28 protein-coding genes and 1 other RNA gene are annotated in these 24,377 nt (G+C 36.2%); 2 read left to right on the top strand and 27 right to left on the bottom strand.

Translation table 11 applies throughout. The features are described from left to right. Positions 1 to 50: 50 nt before the first annotated feature. From pcp to ACFQ32_RS07155, 6 genes are all read right to left on the bottom strand, one after another. Positions 51 to 698, bottom strand: coding sequence for a pyroglutamyl-peptidase I (gene pcp, locus ACFQ32_RS07180; protein WP_046325252.1), 648 nt, complete (start codon positions 696 to 698; stop codon positions 51 to 53). Positions 699 to 717: 19 nt separating this feature from the next. Continuing rightward, positions 718 to 1,641 carry a DUF979 domain-containing protein gene (locus ACFQ32_RS07175; protein WP_046325253.1) on the bottom strand — a complete coding sequence of 308 codons (924 nt, stop codon included), beginning with the start codon at positions 1,639 to 1,641 and terminating at the stop codon, positions 718 to 720. Between the two features lie 8 nt (positions 1,642 to 1,649). Further along, entirely contained in the window at positions 1,650 to 2,318 is a 669-nt protein-coding gene (locus tag ACFQ32_RS07170) for a DUF969 domain-containing protein (protein WP_046325254.1), read from the bottom strand. A 133-nt stretch (positions 2,319 to 2,451) separates the two neighbouring features. Next, positions 2,452 to 4,077 carry a chaperonin GroEL gene (gene groL / locus ACFQ32_RS07165; RefSeq protein ID WP_046325255.1) on the bottom strand — a complete coding sequence of 542 codons (1,626 nt, stop codon included), beginning with the start codon at positions 4,075 to 4,077 and terminating at the stop codon, positions 2,452 to 2,454. A gap of 19 nt (positions 4,078 to 4,096) precedes the next feature. Next, complete coding sequence (gene groES, locus ACFQ32_RS07160; protein ID WP_046325256.1) at positions 4,097 to 4,381, bottom strand: co-chaperone GroES; 285 nt, start codon at positions 4,379 to 4,381, stop codon at positions 4,097 to 4,099. Positions 4,382 to 4,541: 160 nt separating this feature from the next. Then, positions 4,542 to 5,177, bottom strand: a complete 636-nt coding sequence (locus tag ACFQ32_RS07155; RefSeq protein WP_046325257.1) for a redox-sensing transcriptional repressor Rex — start codon at positions 5,175 to 5,177, stop codon at positions 4,542 to 4,544. A gap of 279 nt (positions 5,178 to 5,456) precedes the next feature. Here ACFQ32_RS07155 and ACFQ32_RS07150 point away from each other — a divergent pair, with 279 nt between their 5' ends. Together ACFQ32_RS07150 and ACFQ32_RS07145 are read left to right on the top strand one after the other, a co-directional pair. Then, positions 5,457 to 7,382: an ABC-F family ATP-binding cassette domain-containing protein gene (locus tag ACFQ32_RS07150; protein ID WP_046325258.1), complete on the top strand. Its 1,926-nt coding sequence runs from the start codon at positions 5,457 to 5,459 to the stop codon at positions 7,380 to 7,382. A gap of 216 nt (positions 7,383 to 7,598) precedes the next feature. Next, complete coding sequence (locus ACFQ32_RS07145) at positions 7,599 to 7,745, top strand: hypothetical protein (RefSeq protein ID WP_244885264.1); 147 nt, start codon at positions 7,599 to 7,601, stop codon at positions 7,743 to 7,745. 713 nt (positions 7,746 to 8,458) lie between these two features. On the opposite strand, the gene ACFQ32_RS07140 is transcribed toward ACFQ32_RS07145, so the two are convergent. From ACFQ32_RS07140 to ACFQ32_RS07040, 21 genes are all read right to left on the bottom strand, one after another. Then, positions 8,459 to 9,628, bottom strand: a complete 1,170-nt coding sequence (locus tag ACFQ32_RS07140) for a hypothetical protein (RefSeq protein WP_046325259.1) — start codon at positions 9,626 to 9,628, stop codon at positions 8,459 to 8,461. Beyond that, entirely contained in the window at positions 9,628 to 10,797 is a 1,170-nt protein-coding gene (locus ACFQ32_RS07135) for a hypothetical protein (RefSeq protein ID WP_046325260.1), read from the bottom strand. Before ACFQ32_RS07135 ends, ACFQ32_RS07140 begins: the two co-directional genes overlap by 1 nt. Next, a complete protein-coding gene (locus tag ACFQ32_RS07130) occupies positions 10,794 to 11,414 on the bottom strand; it encodes an ABC transporter ATP-binding protein (RefSeq protein ID WP_046325261.1) in 621 nt (206 codons plus the stop codon). The genes ACFQ32_RS07135 and ACFQ32_RS07130 overlap by 4 nt, the downstream gene beginning before the upstream one ends. A gap of 605 nt (positions 11,415 to 12,019) precedes the next feature. Then, positions 12,020 to 13,069 (bottom strand): tRNA (adenosine(37)-N6)-threonylcarbamoyltransferase complex transferase subunit TsaD, encoded by a 1,050-nt coding sequence (gene tsaD / locus ACFQ32_RS07125; protein ID WP_046325756.1) that lies wholly within the window; start codon positions 13,067 to 13,069, stop codon positions 12,020 to 12,022. A gap of 16 nt (positions 13,070 to 13,085) precedes the next feature. Next, positions 13,086 to 13,637: a ribosomal protein S18-alanine N-acetyltransferase gene (rimI, locus tag ACFQ32_RS07120; protein ID WP_046325262.1), complete on the bottom strand. Its 552-nt coding sequence runs from the start codon at positions 13,635 to 13,637 to the stop codon at positions 13,086 to 13,088. Next, complete coding sequence (gene tsaB / locus ACFQ32_RS07115; protein WP_046325263.1) at positions 13,621 to 14,367, bottom strand: tRNA (adenosine(37)-N6)-threonylcarbamoyltransferase complex dimerization subunit type 1 TsaB; 747 nt, start codon at positions 14,365 to 14,367, stop codon at positions 13,621 to 13,623. The genes rimI and tsaB overlap by 17 nt, the downstream gene beginning before the upstream one ends. 28 nt (positions 14,368 to 14,395) lie before the next feature. After that, positions 14,396 to 14,914 carry a folate family ECF transporter S component gene (locus ACFQ32_RS07110; protein WP_046325264.1) on the bottom strand — a complete coding sequence of 173 codons (519 nt, stop codon included), beginning with the start codon at positions 14,912 to 14,914 and terminating at the stop codon, positions 14,396 to 14,398. A 55-nt stretch (positions 14,915 to 14,969) separates the two neighbouring features. After that, the gene (locus tag ACFQ32_RS07105; RefSeq protein ID WP_046325265.1) at positions 14,970 to 15,707 is read right to left on the bottom strand and encodes an acyl-[acyl-carrier-protein] thioesterase; all 738 of its coding nucleotides are present in this window, start codon (positions 15,705 to 15,707) and stop codon (positions 14,970 to 14,972) included. Positions 15,708 to 15,715: 8 nt separating this feature from the next. Beyond that, positions 15,716 to 16,570 carry a 16S rRNA (cytidine(1402)-2'-O)-methyltransferase gene (rsmI, locus tag ACFQ32_RS07100; RefSeq protein ID WP_046325266.1) on the bottom strand — a complete coding sequence of 285 codons (855 nt, stop codon included), beginning with the start codon at positions 16,568 to 16,570 and terminating at the stop codon, positions 15,716 to 15,718. Positions 16,571 to 16,582: 12 nt separating this feature from the next. Next, complete coding sequence (yabA, locus tag ACFQ32_RS07095) at positions 16,583 to 16,918, bottom strand: DNA replication initiation control protein YabA (protein WP_034980509.1); 336 nt, start codon at positions 16,916 to 16,918, stop codon at positions 16,583 to 16,585. 9 nt (positions 16,919 to 16,927) lie between these two features. Further along, positions 16,928 to 17,788, bottom strand: a complete 861-nt coding sequence (locus tag ACFQ32_RS07090; protein ID WP_046325267.1) for a DNA polymerase III subunit delta — start codon at positions 17,786 to 17,788, stop codon at positions 16,928 to 16,930. Continuing rightward, positions 17,788 to 18,111 (bottom strand): cyclic-di-AMP receptor, encoded by a 324-nt coding sequence (locus ACFQ32_RS07085; RefSeq protein ID WP_046325268.1) that lies wholly within the window; start codon positions 18,109 to 18,111, stop codon positions 17,788 to 17,790. Before ACFQ32_RS07085 ends, ACFQ32_RS07090 begins: the two co-directional genes overlap by 1 nt. A gap of 5 nt (positions 18,112 to 18,116) precedes the next feature. Beyond that, on the bottom strand, positions 18,117 to 18,764 hold the full coding sequence (gene tmk, locus ACFQ32_RS07080) for a dTMP kinase (RefSeq protein WP_046325269.1): 648 nt from the start codon (positions 18,762 to 18,764) through the stop codon (positions 18,117 to 18,119). Between the two features lie 103 nt (positions 18,765 to 18,867). After that, entirely contained in the window at positions 18,868 to 19,098 is a 231-nt protein-coding gene (locus tag ACFQ32_RS07075) for a YaaL family protein (RefSeq protein WP_046325270.1), read from the bottom strand. Beyond that, a complete protein-coding gene (gene recR / locus ACFQ32_RS07070) occupies positions 19,098 to 19,697 on the bottom strand; it encodes a recombination mediator RecR (protein WP_046325271.1) in 600 nt (199 codons plus the stop codon). Before recR ends, ACFQ32_RS07075 begins: the two co-directional genes overlap by 1 nt. Beyond that, on the bottom strand, positions 19,698 to 20,027 hold the full coding sequence (locus tag ACFQ32_RS07065; protein WP_046325272.1) for a YbaB/EbfC family nucleoid-associated protein: 330 nt from the start codon (positions 20,025 to 20,027) through the stop codon (positions 19,698 to 19,700). 19 nt (positions 20,028 to 20,046) lie between these two features. Then, on the bottom strand, positions 20,047 to 21,852 hold the full coding sequence (gene dnaX, locus ACFQ32_RS07060) for a DNA polymerase III subunit gamma/tau (protein ID WP_046325273.1): 1,806 nt from the start codon (positions 21,850 to 21,852) through the stop codon (positions 20,047 to 20,049). Between the two features lie 55 nt (positions 21,853 to 21,907). After that, positions 21,908 to 22,005, bottom strand: an RNA gene (gene ffs / locus ACFQ32_RS07055) — signal recognition particle sRNA small type. Positions 22,006 to 22,031: 26 nt separating this feature from the next. Continuing rightward, a complete protein-coding gene (gene tadA, locus ACFQ32_RS07050; RefSeq protein WP_046325274.1) occupies positions 22,032 to 22,541 on the bottom strand; it encodes a tRNA adenosine(34) deaminase TadA in 510 nt (169 codons plus the stop codon). Next, positions 22,541 to 23,161 carry a class I SAM-dependent methyltransferase gene (locus tag ACFQ32_RS07045; protein WP_046325275.1) on the bottom strand — a complete coding sequence of 207 codons (621 nt, stop codon included), beginning with the start codon at positions 23,159 to 23,161 and terminating at the stop codon, positions 22,541 to 22,543. The genes tadA and ACFQ32_RS07045 overlap by 1 nt, the downstream gene beginning before the upstream one ends. 154 nt (positions 23,162 to 23,315) lie before the next feature. Then, positions 23,316 to 24,245, bottom strand: a complete 930-nt coding sequence (locus tag ACFQ32_RS07040) for a CAP domain-containing protein (RefSeq protein ID WP_052724658.1) — start codon at positions 24,243 to 24,245, stop codon at positions 23,316 to 23,318. Positions 24,246 to 24,377: the final 132 nt, after the last annotated feature.

The following is a 24,377-nucleotide window of genomic DNA, read 5'->3' as shown; positions in this document are numbered from 1 at the left end:
CCGCAAGCAAAACGATCTCTTCTCACAACACATATAAATAATTCAAAAAATTAGGCAATATGTCCTTCAATACTTGCCAAATCTTTCTTGCCATCCATCTTCACAATTGCACTAATGGCAGCCGTAATACCTTTTACATCATCTGCTAAGCTCAGACAAGGAGTCTCTGGTTTAGCAACAACTTGTTCTGGTAAATACGGAATGTGCATAAAGCCAGCTTTTAAGTCATGAAATTCTTTATCAATCATATACTGCACTTGATACATAATGTGGTTGCAGACAAATGTACCTGCCGTCGTAGAAACTGAACTTGGAAGTCCAGCTTCCCTAATTGCCCGTGCCATTGCCTTAACAGGCAGTTGCGTGAAATATGCATTTTGACCGTCTGCCTGAATAGGTGTAGCAAGTGGTTGGTATCCTTTATTATCGGCAATGCGACCATCATCAAAATTAATTGCCACTCGTTCGGGAGTTAGACCATAGCGGCCACCAGCTTGTCCAATATTTAAAACATAATCAGTTGTTTCCTTCAGAATAGCTTCATGAACCACATCGGCACAATCGCCAAAAACAGTTGGTATTTCCAGTTTTACGATTTGTGCTCCGGCGATTTCATCATCCAGCCGTTTAACTGCTTCGATCGCAGGATTAATTTTATCTTCACCAAATGGATCAAAACCTGTTACAAGAATTTTCATTATATTTCTCCTTACTATCTTAAAATGCCAAAAAATACATTAGCATAATTTGAATAAGCAACATGCTGATTGCGATCGGAAATTGTTGTTTAATTACGCCTAGTTGATCTTTCATTTCCATAAGAGCAACGGGCAAAGTATTAAAGTTTGCTGCCATTGGTGTTAACAGCGTACCGCAATAACCCGAAGTCATCCCTAAAGCTGCAACTACAACCGGTGAACCTCCTTGTGCCACAACAAAAGGGATGCCAATCCCAGCAGTAATAACTGCAAAGGCCGCAAACGCATTACCCATGATGGCTGTAAACAAAGCCATGGCAACACAATAGAGTGTAACTCCCAATAAATGGTTTCCAATAGGAAAAAGTCCAGAAATAGCTTTAGCAGTCACTTGCCCAACACCGGAAGCTGTAAACACCACACCCAGAGTAGCAAGCAGCTGTGGTAAGATTCCCGCTGACCCTACCGAACGCACCATTCTCTGAGTATCCTCATACACAACTTTCACATTTGCTTTTGTCAAAATTTGTGCAATAACAAGTGAAATAATTGCTGCCACACCTATACCTACTTGGCCACCTAGATTAGTAAATTGGGCTATTAGCAAAGCTAAAACTGCCAGCAAGATACTTGGTAAGAAAATCCAGTTGCCAATACGTTTAACCGTTTGTTGAGCAACTTTTTCATCCAAATCTTTTATGTGACCTACGCGAACCTGTTTAAACAGAGATAATAAAGCAATAATTATTATAATTGCACCGTTAATTGCATTCGAAAGCCATTGCCCACAACAGAATAGTATTGCAAACAAAAACCAGAAAAGCCCGGTACCCCAACGCACAGGATTTGATTGATCACGCCAAGACTCAATTGCTGCAGCCAAGAAAAACAGCCCGATTAAGATATAGAACGCTAATAAAATATTATTGATTAAAGTATCCATTATTTCTCCTACTTCTCTTGCTGTTTGAGTAATTTTTTGTCAAACACATGATTGTAACCCACACATAAAATATAACTGATGATTGCAACTGGAAAAGTGTATAGAACTATGCCACTAGGATCAACTGGGTGACCCAGTGATTTCATAGTACTTGCAATAAGTAGAACGCTTGAAGAAGCTACGAATAAATTTTGGGCAAAGAAATTACCAAAATTTTCTGTTGCAGCCGCTCTACCCTTAATTTGGTCAATTTCTAAAGAGGTCAATTCGCTGTTAACCTTACCTGCAGCTTGTGCCATTGGATTAATTAGTGGCGCAATAAATTGGACGTGTCCTTGTAATGAAATGCCGAAAGCACCAGCAATCTCACGAATGGCTTGGTAAATATCGAAAATACGACCTGGCGTCAATTTTTTCATTTTTTTAATCAAATTAACAGAAGCTTGCTTTAAGCCATGTCTTTCTAAAATGCCAATTGTCGGTAAAGTCAGAAAAAACAGGGAAACCATGCGATTATCCATAAATCCTTTACCCAAAATTGTCAAAAAAGAGACAAAATCAATTCCTGAAACTAAGGCTGTAATTAAAGCAGCAATAATAACAACGGCTATGGTATCAAGTCCCAGTGTAAAGCCAATCACTATAACTACAATACCTAGTAAACTTAAATATTCCACTAATATTCCTTCCTATTGTAAAGGCAGCAATTACTTATCAAATTCTGTAAGCAAAATTTCAAAGCAAAAAATCCTACCAGCAAGCCCCACAGGATTGCTAGTAGGATTTATTAATTAACTAATAAAAACTAAATTACATCACACCTGGATTGCCAGCACCTGCATTTGGATCAGCGGCAGGTTTATCTTCTGGTATTTCGGCAACAACGGCTTCAGTAGTCAATAACAAGGCAGCAATAGACGCAGCATTTTGTAAAGCAGTACGGGTTACCTTAGTTGGGTCAATAATTCCGGCTTCAACCATGTTTTCCCATTTACCGTTGGCTGCATTGTAACCAACTTCATTTTCTTGACCTTCAAGCTTATTCAAGATAACTGAACCATCTTCACCAGCATTTTCAGCAATTTGACGAACTGGAGCAGTCAAAGCTTCTAAGACAATGTTAATACCTGTTTGTTCATCAGCATTGTCACCTTTAAGGTCCTTAACAGCATCCTTAACATCTACTAAAGCAGTACCACCACCAGCAACGTAGCCTTCATCAACAGCAGCACGGGTTGAGTTCAAAGCATCTTCGATGCGGTATCTGCGTTCTTTTAATTCAGTTTCAGTAGCAGCACCGACATGGATAACAGCAACTCCACCAGTTAATTTAGCTAGGCGCTCTTGTAATTTCTTCTTGTCAAAGTCAGAAGTAGTTTCTGCAATTTGCTTTCTGATTGAGTCTTCACGGTCTTTAATTGCTTCATCTGAACCAGAACCATCAACAATAGTAGTTGAGTCCTTAGTTACAGTAATCCGGCGAGCTTGACCTAATTGGTCAATCTTAGTGTCCTTTAATTCGAGCCCTAAGTCCTCAGTAATTACTGTACCACCAGTTAAAGCGGCAATATCTTGCAGTTGTTCTTTACGACGGTCGCCAAAGCCAGGAGCCTTAACAGCAACAACATTGAATGTACCACGAATCTTGTTCAAAACTAATGTTGGCAAAGCTTCACCAGAAACATCATCGGCAATGATTAAAAGTGATTTGCCTTGTTGCACAATTTCTTGTAACAATGGCAAGATGTCTTGAATGTTAGAAATCTTCTTATCAGTAATTAAGATATATGGATTGTCAAGATCAGCTTCCATCTTGTCATTATCAGTTACCATGTATTGTGACAGGTAACCACGGTCAAATTGCATACCTTCAACTACTGATAATTCAGTTTCGATACCACGTGAGTCTTCAATAGTGATAACACCATCATTACCAACTTTTTCCATTGCGTCAGCGATTAAATCACCAACTTCTTTTGAAGCTGAAGAAACTGAAGCAACTTGAGCAATTTGGTCTTTTGAAGAAACAGTGTGACTAATCTTGTGTAATTCATTTACTACAGCTTTTGTGGCTTTTTCAATACCGCGACGAACACCAACAGGGTTAGCACCAGCAGTAACATTCTTCATACCTTCACGAATAATTGCTTGGGTTAAAACAACCGCAGTAGTAGTACCATCACCGGCAATATCATTGGTCTTTTGTGCTGCTTCTGCAACTAACTTAGCACCCATATTCTCATAGTGGTCTCTTAATTCAATTGCCTTGGCAATTGTCACACCATCGTTAGTAATGTCTGGGTTGCCGTAAGATTGCTCCAAAACAACGTTTCTACCCTTAGGACCAATAGTAGCCTTAACAGTATCAGCTAATTTGTCAACGCCCTTTAACAGGGAACGTCTTGCTTTTTCTGAAAATTTAATTTCTTTTGCCATATTTTTATACGCTCCTTAATTACTTAACAATTGCTAAAATATCTTTTTCGTGAAGGACTAAATATTTTTGACCATCGTATTTAACATCTGTACCAGAATACTTGTCATATAAAACAACGTCGCCTTCCTTAACAGTCATAGGTATTTTGTTGCCATTTTCAGCAAAGTTACCATCACCAACAGCAACTACTTCACCTTCTGTCGGCTTTTGTTTAGCATTAGAAGCCAGGACGATTCCGCCTACAGTCTTTTCTTCTTCTTCTTTAACTTTTACGATCACGCGATCACCTATTGGTTGTAACACGTTTGTCCCTCCTAAAATTAAATTTTAATCTCTTTTATGTGCCATTAGCACTCCTATTTGTCAAGTGCTAACTTACATTTATGATAATAACCCCTTTTATGAAAAAATGCAAGAAAAAATTAGCACTTTGAGTAAAAAAGTGCTAATTTGCTTTTTAAAACTATTTTTTCTTATCCGAATCAAGAAAGTAAATAAGTGTCTGCAACTCAGTAGCCAAATCAACGTTTTGAATTCGAATGCCACTTGGTGCAGATAAACGAATTGGGGTGAAATTCATGATTCCCTTAATTCCAGCTTCTACCATATCATCAGCAGTTTTTTGAGCAGCCGCAGATGGCACCGTTAAAATCGCAATAGAAATTTGTTGGTCACTAAGCTGCTTTTTAAGTTCACTCATATCATAGACAGGCACACCGCTTAGAATTCTGCCGGTAATTTTCTCATCAATATCAAAAGCACAAGAAATGCGAATATTATTTGAGCGTTTAAAATTGTAATTTAATAAAGCATGACCCAAGTTACCTACGCCAACCAAAGCAACATTTGTTAAAGTGTCTTGGTTTAAAATCTTTTTAAAAAAAGAAAGTAAACTTTTTACATCGTAGCCATAACCCCTTTTGCCCAAAGCGCCGAAATAAGAAAAATCACGTCTGATTGAAGCACTGTCTACCTGAACAGCTTCAGACAATTCAGTCGAAGAAACTTTTTCTTTGCCAGCCTCATTTAAGATAATAAGATAACGGTAATATAACGGCAACCTTTTAGCCGTTGCCGTTGGTATTTTGATTTTTTCCATTTAAGAAGCCTCCAACTTAATTAAGTAACCATAATTCGTTCTTGTGAATTTCTCAGCAATCAATTCTATTTTACCTATAAATTTACGTCATTTGCAAACATTTTTTTCACAATCTTTTAAATTTTAGCAAAATGGTAACAGGCTTGATAATAGAAACTGGTATTTTTATTCATTCACGCTTAAAAAGCTGTATTTTTGCTCTTTTTCTTTCATATATCCGTCAAACTCTCACACAAGAAATTCAATACGTATGCTAAAATGGTTTTTAGGTGAAAAATTATGATAATTGCACAAGGACACGATTTAGAAAAACAATTTGGTGCCAACACATTATTTAAAAATGTCAATTTTTCAATTGACGCAAATGCCAGAATAGGTCTTATTGGACCAAATGGTGTCGGTAAAACGACCCTGCTTAAGATTATGACCGGTGAAGAAGAAGCCACACATGGTGACTTCACCATCAATAAAAATATAGATGTCGGCTATATTGCCCAAGAAAATGGCTTAAATGAAAGTAAAACAATTTGGGAAGAAATGTTGTCTGTTTTTACTTCATTAATTAATATGAGCAAAAAAATCACAAGTTTACAGCAGGATATTGCTGCTAACCCTAAAAGAAGTGATTTGTTAAAACAGTATGACCAGCTGCAATTCAACTTTGAGCAGCAAGGGGGCTATACCTACCAGGCTGATATCAAAAGTATTTTGAATGGCTTTAACTTTCCTGAAGCAACTTGGTCCAAAAAAATCGCAAGTCTTTCCGGAGGAGAAAAGACCAGACTTTCATTTGTTAAATTGCTGCTGCGCAAGCCTGCTCTGCTATTACTTGATGAGCCTACCAACTACCTTGATTTAGACACTCTGGACTGGCTGGAAAGTTATCTTAAAAACTATTCTGGTGCTATTTTAGTTGTTTCCCACGATCAGTATTTTTTAGATAATTTAGCCACACAGATTTTTGAATTGCAATTTGGCAAATTAACTGTCTTTAAGGGGAATTATTCCGCATACGTTGCTGAACGGCAGCTGCGTGATCGCCAGCAAGAAGAAGCGTATGAAAAGCAGCAAGAGCAAATCAAAAAAGACGAAGAATTTATTCAAAAAAATATTGTCAGAGCCAAAACTACTAAACGAGCACAAAGTCGCCGCAAGCAATTGGAGAAAATGGAAAGAATTACTCCGCCAAAACACAAAAATAAAGTGCGCATTAATTTTCAAAGCGAGCGGCCATCTGGTAAAGAAGTACTAATTTTACGTGATTTAACAATTGGCTATCCGACAAAAACAATGGTGCACGATATTTCTCTGCAAATAAATAAAGGCGATCGCGTAGCCGTAATTGGTCAAAATGGTATTGGTAAATCAACTTTACTAAAAACCGTGATGAAGGAATTAAAGCCGAAAAAAGGCTCAATTAAATATGGTGCATCCCTTGATATCGGCTATTATGATCAGGAACTACAAGGACTTGATCCAACTAAAACGGTGATTGACACCGTTTGGGACCGGCATAAAACAATGCCTGAAAAAGATGTTCGTTCCATTTTAGCCAGTTTTTTGTTTACGGCAAAAGATATTGATAAAACTGTCGGACAATTATCTGGTGGTCAAAAAGCGAGATTAACGTTAACTGTATTATCACTTGAACATAACAACTTTCTGCTGATGGATGAACCTACTAACCATTTGGATCTTGAGGCGAAAGAAGTATTAGAAAAAGCTTTGCAGGATTTTGACGGTACTTTATTGTTTGTTTCTCACGACCGCTATTTCATCAATCAATTAGCTAATAAAATTGTAGAGATCAAAGATGGTACTGCCCAAGTTTATGAGGGTGATTATAATTATTATTTAAACGAGAAAACTAAGCAAAATGCCGTTTCCGCCAGTACATCTGCTAATGAAGACACAACTGTCATTGAACCCGAAAAAAATAAAAACAAGTTGTCCTATCAAGAACAAAAGCTTCGTGATTCACAAAAACGTAAATTGCAAAGAGAAGTTGAAAATACCGAAAATAAAATTGAAAAGCTGGAAAAAGAGCAAAAAGATATTCAATCTCAAATGGCTGATCCTGAAATTGCCACTAATTTTGACAAATTAGGTCCCTTGCAAGAACAGCTTAGCGCTGTACAAAAACATCTGGACGATGCAAATGATGCTTGGGAAAAAGCACTGACTGAACTGGATAGCTTTGACTAAAACAATATATCAAGTAAGCACAACAAAAATAGGAACAAATCAGCCTTTTTATCTGCTGTTTTTATATTTTAACTTGCTGTAAATTACCTCGCCAACTATTAATAAATTTTTTGTTAGCAAAATTTGATGAATTTAGTGCTGCTTTTAAAATTGTAGTTGTTTAAACTAAAAGAGATAATTTTGCTGGCTTTATAAGAAATGAAATGGGAGATACGCATGGGAAAATTACTTATTGCTCTTCAATTATTAATTAATAAAGGAGGAATAAAAATGAAATATATAGTTGACCAAAATATTACTTTAGACCAACTCATCAATTTATACACCAGCGTCGGTTGGAGTTCTTATACACAAAATCCCTAGCAACTGCAAAAGGCAGTGGCAAATTCGCTTTTTGCTATTAGTGCTTATAATCATAACCAATTAGTTGGATTAATCTGAGTAGTTGGTAATGGTCTGACCTTCATTTATATCCAAGAGTTACTGGTTAATCTGCTTATCAAAGTCGGGAAATTGGTACGAAATTAATGAATAGCGTATTACAGAAATATAATTCTGTCATACAGAAAGTTTTGTTGACCGAAAATACCGTTAAAACGCGCATGTTTTATGAAAGTTGTGATTTTAATCCGTGCGATAAATACGATTTGATCGCTTTTTACAAAGATTTTTAAGAGATATAAAGAGTCTGGGAAAACTATCTTTTCCCAGACTTTTTTGCTCAATATTTTATCTTTTAATATTTAGAAGAGCTTACAACAATCTAATTAACTTTATCATGGTACGTACCTTATTACCTAGTTAGAATAGATGATACTATAGCACTAAAATTTACACAGCAAGGCAAGATATTATTGAATATTAAATCTGTAAATACTTGTTTAATCAAAATGGGAGACTCTTTTGAAATGAGTCTCCCATTTTGTAATGGTAAGTATGTTATTACTTGTTATATATTTTTACACTTAATTTTAAAAGACTTTTGAGTAAGCATAATTTAAATAAACAAATGAACGTCTAAGGTTATGATAACACTATGTTAGAAGTAAAAATATTGATTTAAAAAATATAAGATTTTATTCTTTGTATTTTATATGACTGGACAGTAAAATCAAAATAGCAATTATTAAAACTGAACAGCACAGTGTTAAAAGCCCTGTCGTATAGTTCAACTGCACATTTTGATAATTAATTCCTAAATTGCCTGATACTATGTCAACTGCATTCAGGTAAGTCATTGGCAGCCATGCGCAAATCTTACGCAGCGGCTCAACTATCATAGTAGCAATGTTAAGTCCCGGGACAAGTAAAATAGCGATAAGTAATGCTGGTAATTTATCACGAAAAATTCGGACAAGGAACTGAACTAGGACAACCTCGAAGATGAAGGTAAGTACCTGCAATACAATTACTTTAATAATAAAACTGCCAGTAGATACACATGCAATAAGAGGCCTACCACCTTTATATTGACCTACGATATAAGGATAATCTAAACTACCTGTACCGGAAATAAAGGAAGCTGCAATAAATAATACTAAATTAATCCCTAAAAAGCTACCAAGAGTCAGGACAATTCCTGCTGTGGCATTAGAAATTATTAAATTATTTTTTTCAAGCGGTAATAGCTGCGCAGTATCTAACTTTTGATGATAAGAATCAGTTAAAAGCAAAGTTAATAAAAACAGAGCAACAAGAGTAAATACGTAAGGCAAATATTGCTGATTTAATTGCAGTAAGAACTGCCAGCCTGTTACTGGCATATCCTGACTTTCATAAGGCAAAGGCTTATGGCGTAAATAGTTAAAGAATCGCAGTTTTTTCTCTACATTTATTCTTGAATTTAGGCCTGCTGAATCTTGACCATTTGATGAAATAGTTTGTTCTCGCTTTTTTTGTTGCCACAAGATCGTGTAGGCATTGCGCCAGTTACCTTTATTTGCCGCATTTAGAACTTGTTTATCTTGCTTAACTACTTCTTGATTTTGCTTAATAGTAGATTTAGTATCATTGTAAATCTCAGTTTCCGCTTTTTGTTTTTCTTGTTTAAGTAATCTTTGCTGCTGGTTAATTTCTTTTTGAAAGTAAGCAATCTCCGATTCAGCCCTCGCCTGTAAGGAAAATTGGGGATTAGTGCGAATATTCATGAATAAGACAATACCCATTAATAAGACTAGACTCGCTATGCAAACTGGGGTTAGCTTATTCTTAAATACTTTTTTAAGTTGAAAAGCCAAATAGGACATTATGCCAGCCTCCCATTTCTATGAGCAACAGTTGTAAAGCGATCAATTAAAAATACCAATAACAATAATAATATAGAACTCAGTATTAAGGTAAACACACCATTTGAAAAGTTAATAGCAGAATTGTCCATTGTATAGGCTGTTTGGTTTGAAACAATGTTTAATACTCCTAAATAAGTACCAGGAAGCCACTGCGCAATCTTCTCCAGCGGAATAATAAAAACTGTAACAAAATGACCGCCTAATAAAAATAATAGCGAAACTAACAAAGTCGGTAACTGGTTATGAAAAATTTTAGCAATCAGCTGTACAAGCAAAACCATAAATATGAAATTTAAGAGCTGCAGTATAACTGCTTGGGGCAACAATTTGGCAGTCGGAACAATTCCCGGCACCAAGTGGTCGCTAACCAGATGGTGAATGATATAAGGATAGTCACTGCGACCAATACCAAAAATGCTCGCTGCTCCCCCGAAAACTAATAAGTTTAGTAAAAGAAAAATAAAGCTGACGACCACTAACCCAGCAATATTATTAGTCAAGGTACTTTGCAAGCGATTAATTGGCAAGACAGTGGAAATGTCAAGACCATTTTTATATGAACTAGTAAATAAATAAGTCAAAATAAAAATCATTACCAAACTAAATAAGACAGGCCAATAGTTTTCATTCAAATCTAACAAGAACTGTATCCCGGTGACTGCGCTATCGCTTTCATAAGGCATAGGGTGAGCTATGAGATACTTTAAACGCAATATTACACTTTTATGTCCATCTCTTTCATCCGCACTTAGATCAGTCAATTTGCCTTTTTGTTCCCTTTTTAATTTGGTCTCATAAACTCGCTTCCAGTGATTATGATTAATATTATCAACAAAGGCTTGATCTTTTCTTAATCCTATTTCAGTTTGTTTGATATCTTTTTCAATGGCCTTATATGATTTTCCTTGCGGTGAATATCGTTTGAGTGCTTGACAATCGGCTTGTAAAGCTTGCTTTTTCATGGCAATCTGACCCTGAGCATCTCCTTTTAAAGAACCTGTACCCATGAGCTGCGTAGACTTCATGTATAGTAAGCCAAAAGAAATTAATAATAAAATAACCAGTGAAATAATTGATAGATTGTGTTTAGTAACCTTTTTAAGTTGCAATGAAAAATATGAGCTCATTGTTCTACCTCGTGCATCATTTGTTTTTGTAAAACGAGCCGGTGTAAGTTATTCACTTTAATCTCGCTGCTATAGTGGGAGGTTAGAATAATACATTTATTACGCTGAACTACCTCATCATTTAGTCGTTTATAAAGAATTGTGCGACTTTCTTCATCAAGACCGTTAGTAATCTCGTCCATCAAGTAATATTCGGCGCCACTAACTAAGTACATGGCCACGATCAATTTTTGTTTCATTCCAAGCGAATACTTTTTAATTGGGACTTTGACATACTCACGTACACCCAGCAAATCAAGCTCTTGATTAAGGTCGACATTAGAATGCCATTGTTTTTTCACGAATTTTAAGTAATCAAGGCTAGTTAAATTGACGTTGAACCATTCATTGCTTTCAAAGAAAAAAAGCTTACGCTTATTTTTGGCATACGGCTTTCCGTCCAATAAGACTTTACCAGAAGAAGCTGGAATTAGATCCGTAACAGCACGCAAGAAACTTGTTTTACCAGAACCGTTTTCTGCGGCAATTTGATAAAATTGACCGGGTGCAAATTGATAAGAAAAATCGTGCAGGATTGGCTGCCTGGTTTTGAGCGATAGGTTTTGGACTGTTAACATTATTGTCTCCTTTTTGAATGGTGAATTAATTTAAAAATGATAGAGTTATTATAATTTAGCCTACCATAATTTTATTGTTTTTTGATTAGAAATTTAAACGTATCCCTATTTATTGATAGAAACTTGTTTGTATTTGAGTTTTATTTATAGTCTATCCGTATAAAATTCATAATCAAAGTGATTATCAAATTTTGTATTTTTGAACTCTTTAAAATATGCTAACAGCTAGGATCATCAATGAATGAAATAAACTAACCATTTGATTTTCTCCCTTACCTGTTTGACTTTATTATATTCAGGTGGGAAAACTAAATTAAAAAATGTCACATATGACTTTTTAAAAACATATGTGACATTTTTTATTTCTTAATACTACTGTCTAAAAGTTCTTGCAATCCGATACTGTAGCTATTCACCAGCTGTCATTTTGTATACTCCGATCATTTTGTAATTGATACATAAATATAATGTTTAAAATACTTGGGCTCAAAACACATAATGATAAAAAAGAGTCTGGGAAAAAACTATTTTCAGAACAACAAAAAGGCGTTGAACTCAACGCCTTTTTTCGTAGGGATTTTGTCTTGATCCTGATATTATTTATTTTATTGCAGCATTTCTGATGCGTAAGGTAATTCTAATGATGCATCAGCATCTAAAGTTAGATCAGCAAATTCTCCTTCTTGATACAAATTGTAGGCCGCTGCACCAATCATCGCAGCATTGTCACCGCAAAGCTTTAAATCAGGCAAAATGACTTTGGGCTGAATATTTTGCGGTAAACTTGCTATTTCACCATTCATTCTGTCCCGTAAACCATGGTTAGCGGCTACACCACCCCCCATGATGAAAGTCTGCGGCTGATACTGCTTAATTGCCCTAATTGTTTTAGTTGCTAAAACATCAATTACTGCGGCTTGAAAACTGGCCGCTAAGTCATATTTATTTAGTTTTTGGTTAATTTGTTCAGCGTGATGACAAGTATTAATAAACGCACTCTTTAATCCAGAAAAAGAAAAATCGTAATCATCTTCTTTAATCATTGCCCGGGGAAAATCAAAGGTATCCTGCCCTTGGTGAGCCCATTCATCTATTGTTTTACCAGCTGGATAATTAACTCCTAAAACTCGGCCGATTTTATCATAAGCCTCTCCTGCCGCGTCATCCCTAGTATCACCAACTATTTCAAAATGGGTCGGGTCTTTTAGTAAAACAATTTCAGTATGTCCACCAGAAACTTGCAGTGCAAGAGCCGGATAAGTAATCTCTTCTTTTAATTGTGCTGCCATAATGTGGCCCATAATATGATCAACACCAATTAGGGGGATGCCTGTAGCCATGGAAGCTGCTTTAGCTGCACTGACACCAATTAACAGGGCTCCGACTAATCCAGGTCCATAAGTTACGGCAATAGCATCGATATCATTCCAGGTTACTTTTGCTTCACTTAAAGCTTCCTTGGTAATTTGCGTAATCACTTCAATGTGATGGCGACTGGCTACTTCGGGAACAACCCCTCCAAAACGCTGGTGACTTTTAATTTGAGTTGCCACTATCAAGCTTTCAACTTCTCTGCCATTTTTAACAACAGAAGCCGAAGTCTCATCACAAGAACTTTCAAAAGCTAAAATCCGGATGTCTTTTTTATTTACCAATTTAATTTCCTTTCTTTTAGTCACTTGCCAATTTAAGCACCATGTTAAACGCGTTTTGCTTAGAGTCCTGATAATAATTGGGCCAGACGAAAGTTGTAACAAAACCTAATTTTTGATATAACTTTTGGGCATTCAAATTATCCTCTCTTACTTCCAGGCTAACTTCTTCACAATTTTGTTCTTGCGCTGCTTTAATTACTTTTCTGATTAAATAAGTACCTATACCCCTTTTTTGCCAAGCGGAATCAACCATTAAATTAGTAATGTGAGCTTTCCTATTATTAATTCGGACACCAATTAGCCCAACTACCAATTGCGACTGCAGCACAAGTAAATAAAGTGAATTCTTTTTGCCCAATTCAGTTTGAAAAATTGCTCCGCTCCAAGGCTCCTCTCCTTGATATAAACTTTGCTCAAGTAACAATATCGCAGAAATGTCCTCAATTTGCGCTTGTCTAATATTCAGGATAGAGTGATTGATAATAAATTTTTCAGGAATAAAGTCAACAAACTTTTTCTTTGGCGCTACAAACAAAAAAGGCCAGAAATACTTAAACTTCTTCCACATAGTTACTATCAGGTTTATATGCTTCTCCGGTCTTTTTATGCCAATCAATTTCAGCTTGTGTGCGCCGTAAATAGTTTGGCAACAACTGGTCAGGATCATCGGGTTGAGCATCCACAGCCAGCTTACCTATTAAACCAGCATGAACAAGATTTTGTTTTTCTGTCCCAAAATTAAAGGGAATATTTATCTTTTTGATGGCCTCTGTTTGTTTTTCAAAGCCAGAACCAACATAAATAACATTTTCCAGACTGTTATTTGTACAATATTCTGCTACTGCGCTTAAAAGTGTGTCAATATGATAGTGCCCATCAGGTATTACACATTCAGGACCCCAATCATCTTCCTTATTGACATAAGCACCCGCAAAGTAATTGTCATTACGAGCATCAATTCCAGCCACTATTAAAGTGCCTTCTTCTGCACAACTTGCAGCCAGTGCTTGTAAAGTAGATATGCCTACTACCTCTTTATGTAAAATGCTGGCAAACATTTTTACTGTCGTAACACCAATCCGTAAACCAGTGTATGACCCTGGACCAATTGCAACGGCAAAACGATCGATTTCTGCCAATCTTAGATTATTTTCTTTCAAAATTTCGGCAATTAATGGATCCAAATGCGCGCTGTGATTACGCTGGTCAAATTCATTCTTTTCCGTAATTATTTTAGCATCGTCATTTAAAGCCACACTTAAATTATTTGTCGCAGTCGACATACTCAAAATTTTCATTCTAAATTATTTTTACTCTTTTCGAAAATTACCTGTTAATCCTAACCCTTGAAATTGCGTTCAAAACAAAATAACTAACAATCATTTCCACCCAGGGGGTGATAGCTTCCTTCGGAATTCGCTGAATAAGCGCGACAGAGTAGTCCATACCATATAAAAGATGAACCCAAAGTGTATTTAAGCCGATATTAACAACAACTGTCACTAATAAAGTTGCCAAAATAATGCGCCAAATTTTGACTGGCTTTTGATAAAATACCAAGCCATAAATAAACGGACCAATCATTGCACTCAGGGTAAAGCCGATAAAAAAGCCCCCTTGATTACCGAATAAAGCCGATGAAACCAAGTCACTAATTCCACCGCCAATGCTACCCCAAACAGGCCCAAATAAGAATCCCAGCATTACGCTTCCGATGAAGCCCAAACTTACATGAACAACAGCTGATCCGACTGTAAAACGACTAAGAATGATCTTCATTGCGACAATAATTCCTAAGAGTACAAGATCACGCAATTCGACCTTAAACATTTCTTTAATAGTCATTTGGAACACTTTCTTTCTTTAATTAAATTATGTTAGAACACAAAAAATAATTATATTATATTTTGCGCCAAGTTAGTTCACAAACAGCTTTATCCTTTTTGTCTTCATCCGCAATCGCATGAAATGATTTTATAGTGTCACCATCTTTGATTAAGTTTACACATGCATATGGCGTTTGCGCATAACGGACCTCAAGATTAAATTTAATATCAATAGTCTTGACGACATGATTTTTTAAAAAATCGCGGTCAAGCGTATCAAGAAACCAATTAAAATAGTGACCATTAGTCATGTGATGGTTGGTATCCAAATCATCATAGCGTACGCGATACTGCCGTTTTTTCTCGTAATTTTCCTGGACCCGCAGTCTTGGAAAACGAGGCAGCTTTTTCAAGAGTGGTATTCCCAATTCAGCCATCATTTCTTTATCAGTTGATACTAATTTGCGGGTCTTTAAATCAAATAAAACCCATTCACTTTTTACTGTTATCAACTCATTGCCAGTCTGATCGGTAAATACATAATTTCTATATTCCAAAAAACGGTTATAGCCAAATGGCTCAGTTGTAAGTATAATTTCTTCATTTGGATGGGGCAGGCGGGCAATTTCCATATGATATTGCGTCACGACCCAACCTAATCCCCTTTTGGTCAAGGCGTTAGTACTACCATTACCTGAATCTAATTGATGCTCCGAAACACTCATCATCAAATCAATCATCGCAGGTAATTTTAAATTTTTATTTTCATCACATTCATAATAATTTACAATATGTTTTTCACTGTACTTCATAATTTCACCTACTTTTGATGATAACGTTCATATAACTCATTTTTTGAAACGTGATTTTCCTGAGCAATCTCCTTAATTGCCATTTTTTTGCTTTTTCCTTTAGCAACCAACTGCTCTACTAACGCAATTAATGCAGTCCAAGATAATTTTTCAGCTTGCTTGGTATTTGGTGAAACCAAAATCACAAATTCACCTCTCGGCGCATTTTGCTCAAAATAAGTAGTTACTTCACTGATTGTACCACGAACAAACTCCTCGTGAATCTTAGTCAGTTCTCTGGCGACAACAATTTGACGCTCAGAATCCAGAATTTCGGACAAATTATTAAGAGTTTTAACCAATCTATGTGGTGCTTCATAAAAAACAGAAGTTGCGCGTGCTTTATTCATTTGTTCAAAAAAGGATTTTTGCTCACTCTTTTTCCGCGGTAAAAAGCCATAATAAGTAAATGGCTGAGCATCAAAGCCAGAGGCAATCAAGGCAGTAGTAAAGGCGGAAGCACCTGGTAAAGGGACAACTGGAATATTATTCTTGATACACTCTTGGACTAAAATATAACCCGGATCAGAAATGACGGGCATTCCAGCGTCACTAATTTCTGCGATAACTGCACCCTTCGTCATTAATTTAATCAATTCGGGCGCTCTTTCCTTTGAATTATACTTATGAAAGGAAAGCATATGATTATGGACCCCAATTTTTTCAAGTAGGATGCCACTTGTTCTGGTATCTTCAGCTGCGATATAATCAGCTTCCTGTAAAACTTTTTTTGCTCTAATTGTAATGTCTTCCAAATTACCAATCGGAGTTGGCACTAGATAAAGCTTACCATTTTCTTGGGCATAACTACTTTGCCTCTGCATTTGATCAGTCCTTTAATGTTTCTTCTTTTTTTCACCGAAATTATCAAGAATATCCAGGCAAAACATGCAGTCTGTATTAGGATCACGGTGAGAGCCATAGTACATATTGCAAATATGATAACCTGAGCTGTAAATTTGCCGCAAAGATTCAAGGCCACTTTGAGTTTTTACGGTACTATTGTGGGCATTATTCATTTTGTCCATTTTTTCGCGCAGCAATTGATTCTCTACTTTTAATTCAGTATTTTCTTTTAAAGTCTCTAAAATACTATTCTCTAAACTTTCGATTGTTTTGGTCATGCTAACCATCGAATCGTGAAGCTGCTCCAACTTTGAATATGAATCCACCACGAACACCTACCGTTTCCACTGCAAAGCAAGAAAATCAAGTAAATTACGAAAACTAACATTGCTGTACTGCATCTTATCAATTTCAAGCAAATACTTTAGCATTCTTGCTCCATCATCTTGATGATTATTTTCTAATTCCTCTTGTGCCCATTTCTTAAGTAAAAAGAGAATATAATTTTGTTCACTTTTGCTTCTTGCTATTTCTGCCAACTGGTGCGCAATGACAAGTGCTAATGAATTGTGCTCAATCATCTCTTGGTAAAAATATTTAGTATCTTTATCTAATTTAGTTGTATCTTCCAGCTCGCTAACTTCACTAGGACTGAAGCCATTTGCTAATAATTCCGCACTTTTACCATTCTCTTTGTCATTATTCGCAAAATTAATAATCTGAGTACGTGACCGAATTGTTGGCAAAATTTGATCAGTATTATTGGTGATTAAAATTGTAACGACAGGTGCAATAGGCTCTTCTAGTAAATTAAGCAAAGCATTAGCTGCAGGCAAAGTTAACTTTTGTGCTTCATTAATAAAAAAGAAACGGACACTGCTTTGAACCGGACTTTTAGCCAATTCTTCTTTTAAAATGCGTACTTGATCGATGCCCAAAGTTTGCTTGCCTTCGGGCTTTACCAGCAAAACATCCGGGTGATTGCCTGAAATAATCTGCCGGCAGTTTTGACAAGTACCATCTGGTTTTTTACTACCACTACAATTAAAAAGACAGGCTAACCAATAGGCTGTATTTAAAGCCTGAATTTCATTAGCATCAACGAATAAGTAACTGTGGGCCAGTTTATTTTGTTCAAATGCCTGACGCAAAAGTTCAGTTTGCTTCTGGCCCGCTTCCTTAATATTGACAGACATTAGAATTGCTTAAATTCTTCAACAGGCAAGACAAAGCAAGTAGCTCCACCAACTGTAATTTTTATCGGTTGACTACTAATATCAAAGCCTGTCATTACCATATTCGGATTCATATATTCTTCACGTGATTTGGATTCATCCTTGATAATACGCAAAACTTGTTTAACATGCTTATCATCTATACCGATAAGAAAGGTCGTATTACCTTCACTAAGAAATCCACCAGTTGTAGCAAGTTTAGTTGCGCGAATACTCTCTTTAACAAAGGTACGCTGCAAACGGTTAGCATCTTCTTTTTGAACAATTGCAACTATTAATTTCATCTTAATCAGTCCTTTAACAAATCTGCTGGTAATCGGTTTGCAATTATTTTAACACAATCCTCTACAACCAAATTGAGTGGTTTATTTGCATTAACTACCACTATTCTTTTAGGATAAGCTTGATTTACTTCTTGATAGCCCCGGTAAACTTTTTGATGAAAAATTAATTTTTCCTGTTCCAAACGGTCTTCTTGACCAGCTCGTTCTTGGGCAATCCTGTCTAAGCCAATTTGCGGTTTAACGTCGAGAAAAATAGTGAGATCAGGTTCAATTTTACTAGTGGCAAAATCATTAATCTGTTTCACAGCGGCAATACCCAAATCTCGTCCTGCTCCTTGATAAGCAAGTGAACTATCAACAAATCGATCAGAGAAAACTACCTTACCAGCTTTAAGAGCCGGTATCACAGTTTCAAACATGTGTTGGCTGCGAGACGCTGCATAAAGCAATGCTTCAGTTTTAGCGGACATTTCTTCATTCACAGGATCCAAAATTAATTGCCGGATTTTTTCTGCAATTTTTGAGCCTCCAGGTTCCCTAGTTACTAGATATTGTGTCTTAAGTCTAGGACCTATTTGAGCTACAACTTGCTTTAAAACTGTACTTTTTCCTGACCCATCCGGCCCTTCGAAACTGATAAAATAACTTTTCATAAAACTCTCCATGTTTCTATTTTACAAGAGTTCTCTTTATATGAACACCCCAACGTACTTTTAATTTTTGTGCAAAATAAAAAGTCCTTTCACTAAGGACTTTTTAGTCTGAAATCGCATTAGAAAAACCACTAAATCTTGTATGACGATGACGAGCTTCATTATATAAAAAAGAATATTTTGCTCTTAAAATTTTACCTGATACCACGTTATCCTCAGACATATCAAGTGTCGTTGGATCAAGATTTTTTTGAACAGCAATCTGCTCCTGCAAATCTTCAATTGTGGTCATTAGCAATTCGTCACCCATTTTTTTAACTTTATTACGAGCCATTAGATTGAAGTTCTCCCTTGTACCGCTCTTTTTAAAGTAATCGAATTAGCATATTCAATATCACTACCGACAGCCAAACCAGCAGCCAGGCGGGTTACTTTAATTCCAGCAGGCTTAATTAGTTTGCTAATATACATCGCTGTTGATTCACCTTCGGGAGTTGAATTTAAAGCTAAAATAACCTCTTTGACATCATCCTGTTTTTGCAAGCGAACAATCAGTGACTTAATATTAATTTCTTCTGGCCCAATACCATCCATTGGTGATAAAACACCGTGCAGAACATGATATAGACCACTATATTCACCCATGTCTTCAAAAGCCATCACGTCTTTAGGCTGTTCAACCACCATAATAGTCGACTGGTCACGTTCAGGATTACTGCAGATTAGGCACGGATCCTTTTCCGTAATATTGCCACAAATAGAACAGCGATGAAGCTTTTCTTTTACCTCTGTTAGTGCTGTACTAAAGCCGTGAACATCTTCATCTGGCATATCAAGAGTATAAAAAGCAAGCCTTGTTGCTGTTTTTTCACCAATACCAGGTAATTTCATATAAGAATCAATTAAATGCGCAATCGGTGCTGGATATTGCAATTAAATCATACCCTTCGTATACTTGCCTAAACTTTGCTGCGTAGCTTGATCAATTTCTTGCAGACCTTTGTTAACGGCATCAATAACTAAATCTTGCAGCATATCTGGATCATCCGGATCGATTGCATCCTTATTAATGGTAATATTTTTTAATTTACGATCACCACTAAAAGTAGCTACGACTAAATCATCTGCAGATTTGCCCACAAATTCCTGGGCGGTAATATTTTCTTGTTCCTGAGCCATTTGCTCTTGCAATTTTTTGGCCTGTTTCATCATTTGTTGCATATTCATACCGCCCATGGCACCAAAATTAGGTCTTTTACTCATTATCTTTTCTCCTTAAATTTTAGTCTTTAACATTTACTGTGTCACCAAATAACTCTTTGGCTTTATCCACTATCTGCTTATCTGATTCACTTTGCTCAGATTCTGAATCTTTTTGCTTTTGCTTATCAAGTAATTCTTTACCATGTTTCTGTATAAATTCTTTACGTACTGTGGCCCAATCTTCATCAGGTACTAGCACTATTTCATAACTATGCTTAGTAAATTTAGCAATTTCTTCAGTCAAAATATCTAATAAATTCCCATCTTCACTAGCTTTTTCAAACCAAAGGGTGTATTTACATTTCATTACTACTTGATTCGCACTAGCAGCAACTGGCTCAAGTACATCTAACAAAGCTCTTTGCGAAACACCCAAAACAGATTGCAAATCGGGCCAAACATTTTTGATAGCAGTGAGGTCATCCTTCGTGGCATTTTCTAACACATGGTAAACTTGCTTACGATTTTGTTGATTGGCCTTTTTTCTGTTTTTATTTGCTTTTTTAGGTTTGGCGGCAGACTTTATTTTAGAACCTTTGCCATTGTTTTTATCAAATCGGTCGGCTGCAGCATTGTCAAGATGAAAAATCTGATCGCTGTTCCTAGTTTGTTTTTTACTTAAACTGGCAACTTTTTTGGTTAAAGCCATAACTTGCTTCTTTAATGCTGCTATTTCTTCCGTCAAATCCGGGTCAGCATTTTGAGAAGTGGCAGACTCTGATACAACATTCTTAGAGTCTACCGTACTAACCTTTTTCCCAGCACATTCAACAATAAATACTTCTAGCGGAATTTGCTGCTGATTAGTATAACGTAAATCATTTAATGCGGTATTAGCGGCAGAAATCAATTGAAAATAGCGTTCAGGAGCAACTTCTTTAATCTGATCAACAAAGTCGTCGCTTAGAAAGAAATTTTGGCTGCTGTCATTGGTTTTAATAACCATTAAGGCATTAGTCGCCATTTCAATAAGTTCATCTAAAATATTTTTCGTACTAGCACCATTAGCAAGTTCGGTTTGTGTTAAAGATAATGCTTTAGTTGCATCCTCATTCAATATTGCTAATAAAATCTGTTCAATTTTTTCTTTAGCAGCAAATCCAGTTATTTCAAGAGCCGAATCATACTCAACTTTGTTTTTGTCAAAACTCAACAGTTGGTCTAAGATACTCAAAGCATCCCGCATACCACCATCAGCTACCTGAGCAATCACAGCCAAAGCCTTATCTTCATAACTGATCTTTTCTTGCTCCAGTATATACTTCATTCGCTTTTCTAGGTCAGCTTGAGAGATACGCTTGAAATTGTAACGCTGAGTTCTTGATATTATTGTTGCCGGCACTTTTTGCAGTTCGGTAGTAGCTAAGATGAAAACAACGTGCTCTGGCGGTTCTTCTAATGTTTTAAGCAAAGCATTGAATGCACCCATTGACAACATATGGACTTCATCAATGATATATACTTTGTATTTACCTTGAGTTGGTGCGTATTTTACTTTATCTCTGATGTCGCGTATTTCATCAACACCATTATTGGAAGCCGCATCAATCTCCATAATATCCGCCATTGCACCTTTATCAGCTGCCAGGCAATTAGCACATTTATTACATGGTTCACCGCTTTGCAGGTTGGTACAATTCAAAGCTTTAGCAAAGATCTTGGCACAGGAAGTTTTCCCAGTACCACGTGGCCCAGCAAATAAAAAGGCATGGGAGATTGTACCGCGCTTAATTGCATTTTTCAAAGTATCCGTAATATCATTTTGACCAATCACACTAGCAAAAGTGCGCGGTCTCCATTTGCGGTATAACGCTTGATAAGCCATTGATCAGTCTTCCCTAGTAAAAAACTCTTAACTCTTGCGAAAGAGTTAAGAGTTTGTAATTATCTAATAAAAGGCACATGCCCGAGCAACCTTAGTGCTGCTACCTTCCGGTCCTGACACGCTTTGGAGGTCAAACATTGCCCATAAGATATATTACCTTATTTTACAGTATTTTTCCACTAATTTGCGAAATTTTTACCAGAGTCTTTTGCTGCTTTCTGCTTTTGTCTGATCTCTTTGAAAAAGTTTTTCAGCATTTGACTGGCTTCTTCACGATATAGTCCACGAATTACATGGGGATGGTGGTTAAATTTGGCTATTTCAAAAAGGTTAACCACGCTGCCAGCTGCACCAGCTTTAGGATCAAGTGCACCAAAAAAGACATTTTTAATGCGGGAATTAATAATTGCACCCGCACACATTGGACAAGGCTCTAAGGTGACAAAAAGACTGCAGTCAATTAAACGCCAGGTACCAAGCTTTGAACAAGCTTGCCTGATTGCAATCATTTCGGCATGTTGCGTCGCGTCTTGGTCTAATTCTCGCCGGTTAAACCCTTCTCCAATAACTTGCCCATCTGGCGCAATTATTACGGCGCCAATTGGAACTTCCCCCAAGCTTTGCGCTTTTTCGGCCTGTTTAAAAGCTAGTTGCATAAAATTCTTTTTGTCAGCGCTTGAAAATGGCATTACCTATTCACCGCCTGCAATACATAGTAACCTTTATCTCTTTTTAATATCACACAGTTGCCAAAAGTTTTAATTAGCAATTTGCGCGCACTGGGTTCTCCCTGCTTCTTCTGAATTACGGCTAACAAAACGCCATTTTGGATAAGGTGGCTCTTGGCACCATTTAAGATATTAGAAACGACGCTCTTTCCTGCTCGAATAGGCGGATTAGTCACAATTAAACCAAATTTTGGTTCGTCAGAAACATTTTCGTAAACATCTGACTTATAAATATTGACATTTTTTATTCCATTAACTGCAGCGTTTTCTTTTGCCAGAACCAGTCCTCGCTCGTTAATATCAACCATATCTACAGTTTGATCGGGCCAAAATTTGGCTGCAAACAGTCCAATAGGACCATAACCAGTTCCGACATCCAAAATGTTATTTTGAGGGAAAACAATGTTTGCCATTTCTTTAATTAAGACTCCTGAACCGTAATCTACGCGCGTTTTGGAAAAAACTCCTGCATCAGTAGTAAATTTAAGATCAATCCCATTAACTTGATAGTCAATGACACGTTCATTATGCGCGGAAGTTGGATTTTCAGTGAAATACATTTGATTTTCTTTATCAGTCATAATTTGCTCATTTCTTAAAACCTTATCTAATTAATTTTAGCGGACAATAGTATTTTTGCAAACAAAATAAAAATCTAACTATGTTAGAAACCTATTTCAAAACATAATTAGATTTATTATTTTTATAATTAAAACTTTTATTTAAGTTTAGTAATTAATAAATTACACCAACTGAAGAATATATCTGCTCGCTTTCATTTTCTGCTATTGCACCCAGACCAATTGTTTTGGCATTCGGATCGAGTAAAATGTCACGGTGACCCCAATTAGATTCAGCATCATTATAGATATATTCGTAAATCATATTGTCAGCAACTAGCACACTGCTTGCGTTTTTCGTAGCATCAAGCAAACTATTGTCTGAGTGGTTCACGTCTACACCCCAAGGAAACATTGCTAAGCATTCTGCTGTACTGTGACGCTTGACTCCTGCTTTATTAAAGAAATCATTCAAAATGAAATTGCCAGCAGCATCAACATGTGCAAAATTATCAGGTAATAATTTTGTTCTGTTCTGAACTATTTCGTCAAGATTAGCATCTTCACTAACAGCATTGAGTCCACGTTGAGCTCTTTCTTCATTCAATTTTTTTAAAAATTCTTGTCTAAATTCATTAAGGGAAAAGCTTTCAATTTTTGCATTCTTTTTAGCAGTCTGAGTTGTACCCGTATTGGTCGAATTTGGTGGTGTTACTTTATCTTTAGTATTAGATGGATTTGCAGGATTTGTTGGCAAGTTCTGCGGTTTTTTAGCTTTCGCTTTTAAAGTAGTAACATCTTTGGCCAAAATCAGCTTATTTTTAGTCACAAAATAAAACTTCTTACCTCTTATTTTGGTGGCTTTTTTAATAACAGTTAATTTTCTGCCTTTTTTCAAAACTTTTTTCTTTAACTTGCGCCCTTTATTGTTATATAGATTTGCTTTTCTTTTGACCTTCACCCTTTTTACTGCTGGCGCTTTCAAGACGATACTGCTTGAAACTGACTTAGCTGCAGTAATCCTTGAATCAACAAATAACCCACTTGCAATACTTGTGATTGCTACTGCTGCAGCCACAAGTTTATGACAATTAATCTTTTTCATTTCCTTCTCCTTCTATTTTTTGTACATTTTAAATCAATAATAACACTAACCATTTTATAATTAAATAACTATCTTTTTTATTATTTTATAAGGTGATAAATGTGGTTATATAATTTAGATGTATTGTAAAAC

This window comes from Lactobacillus melliventris (assembly GCF_042679465.1).
GTDB lineage: Bacteria > Bacillota > Bacilli > Lactobacillales > Lactobacillaceae > Lactobacillus > Lactobacillus melliventris.
This window is presented reverse-complemented; position numbering and strand designations above follow the sequence as displayed.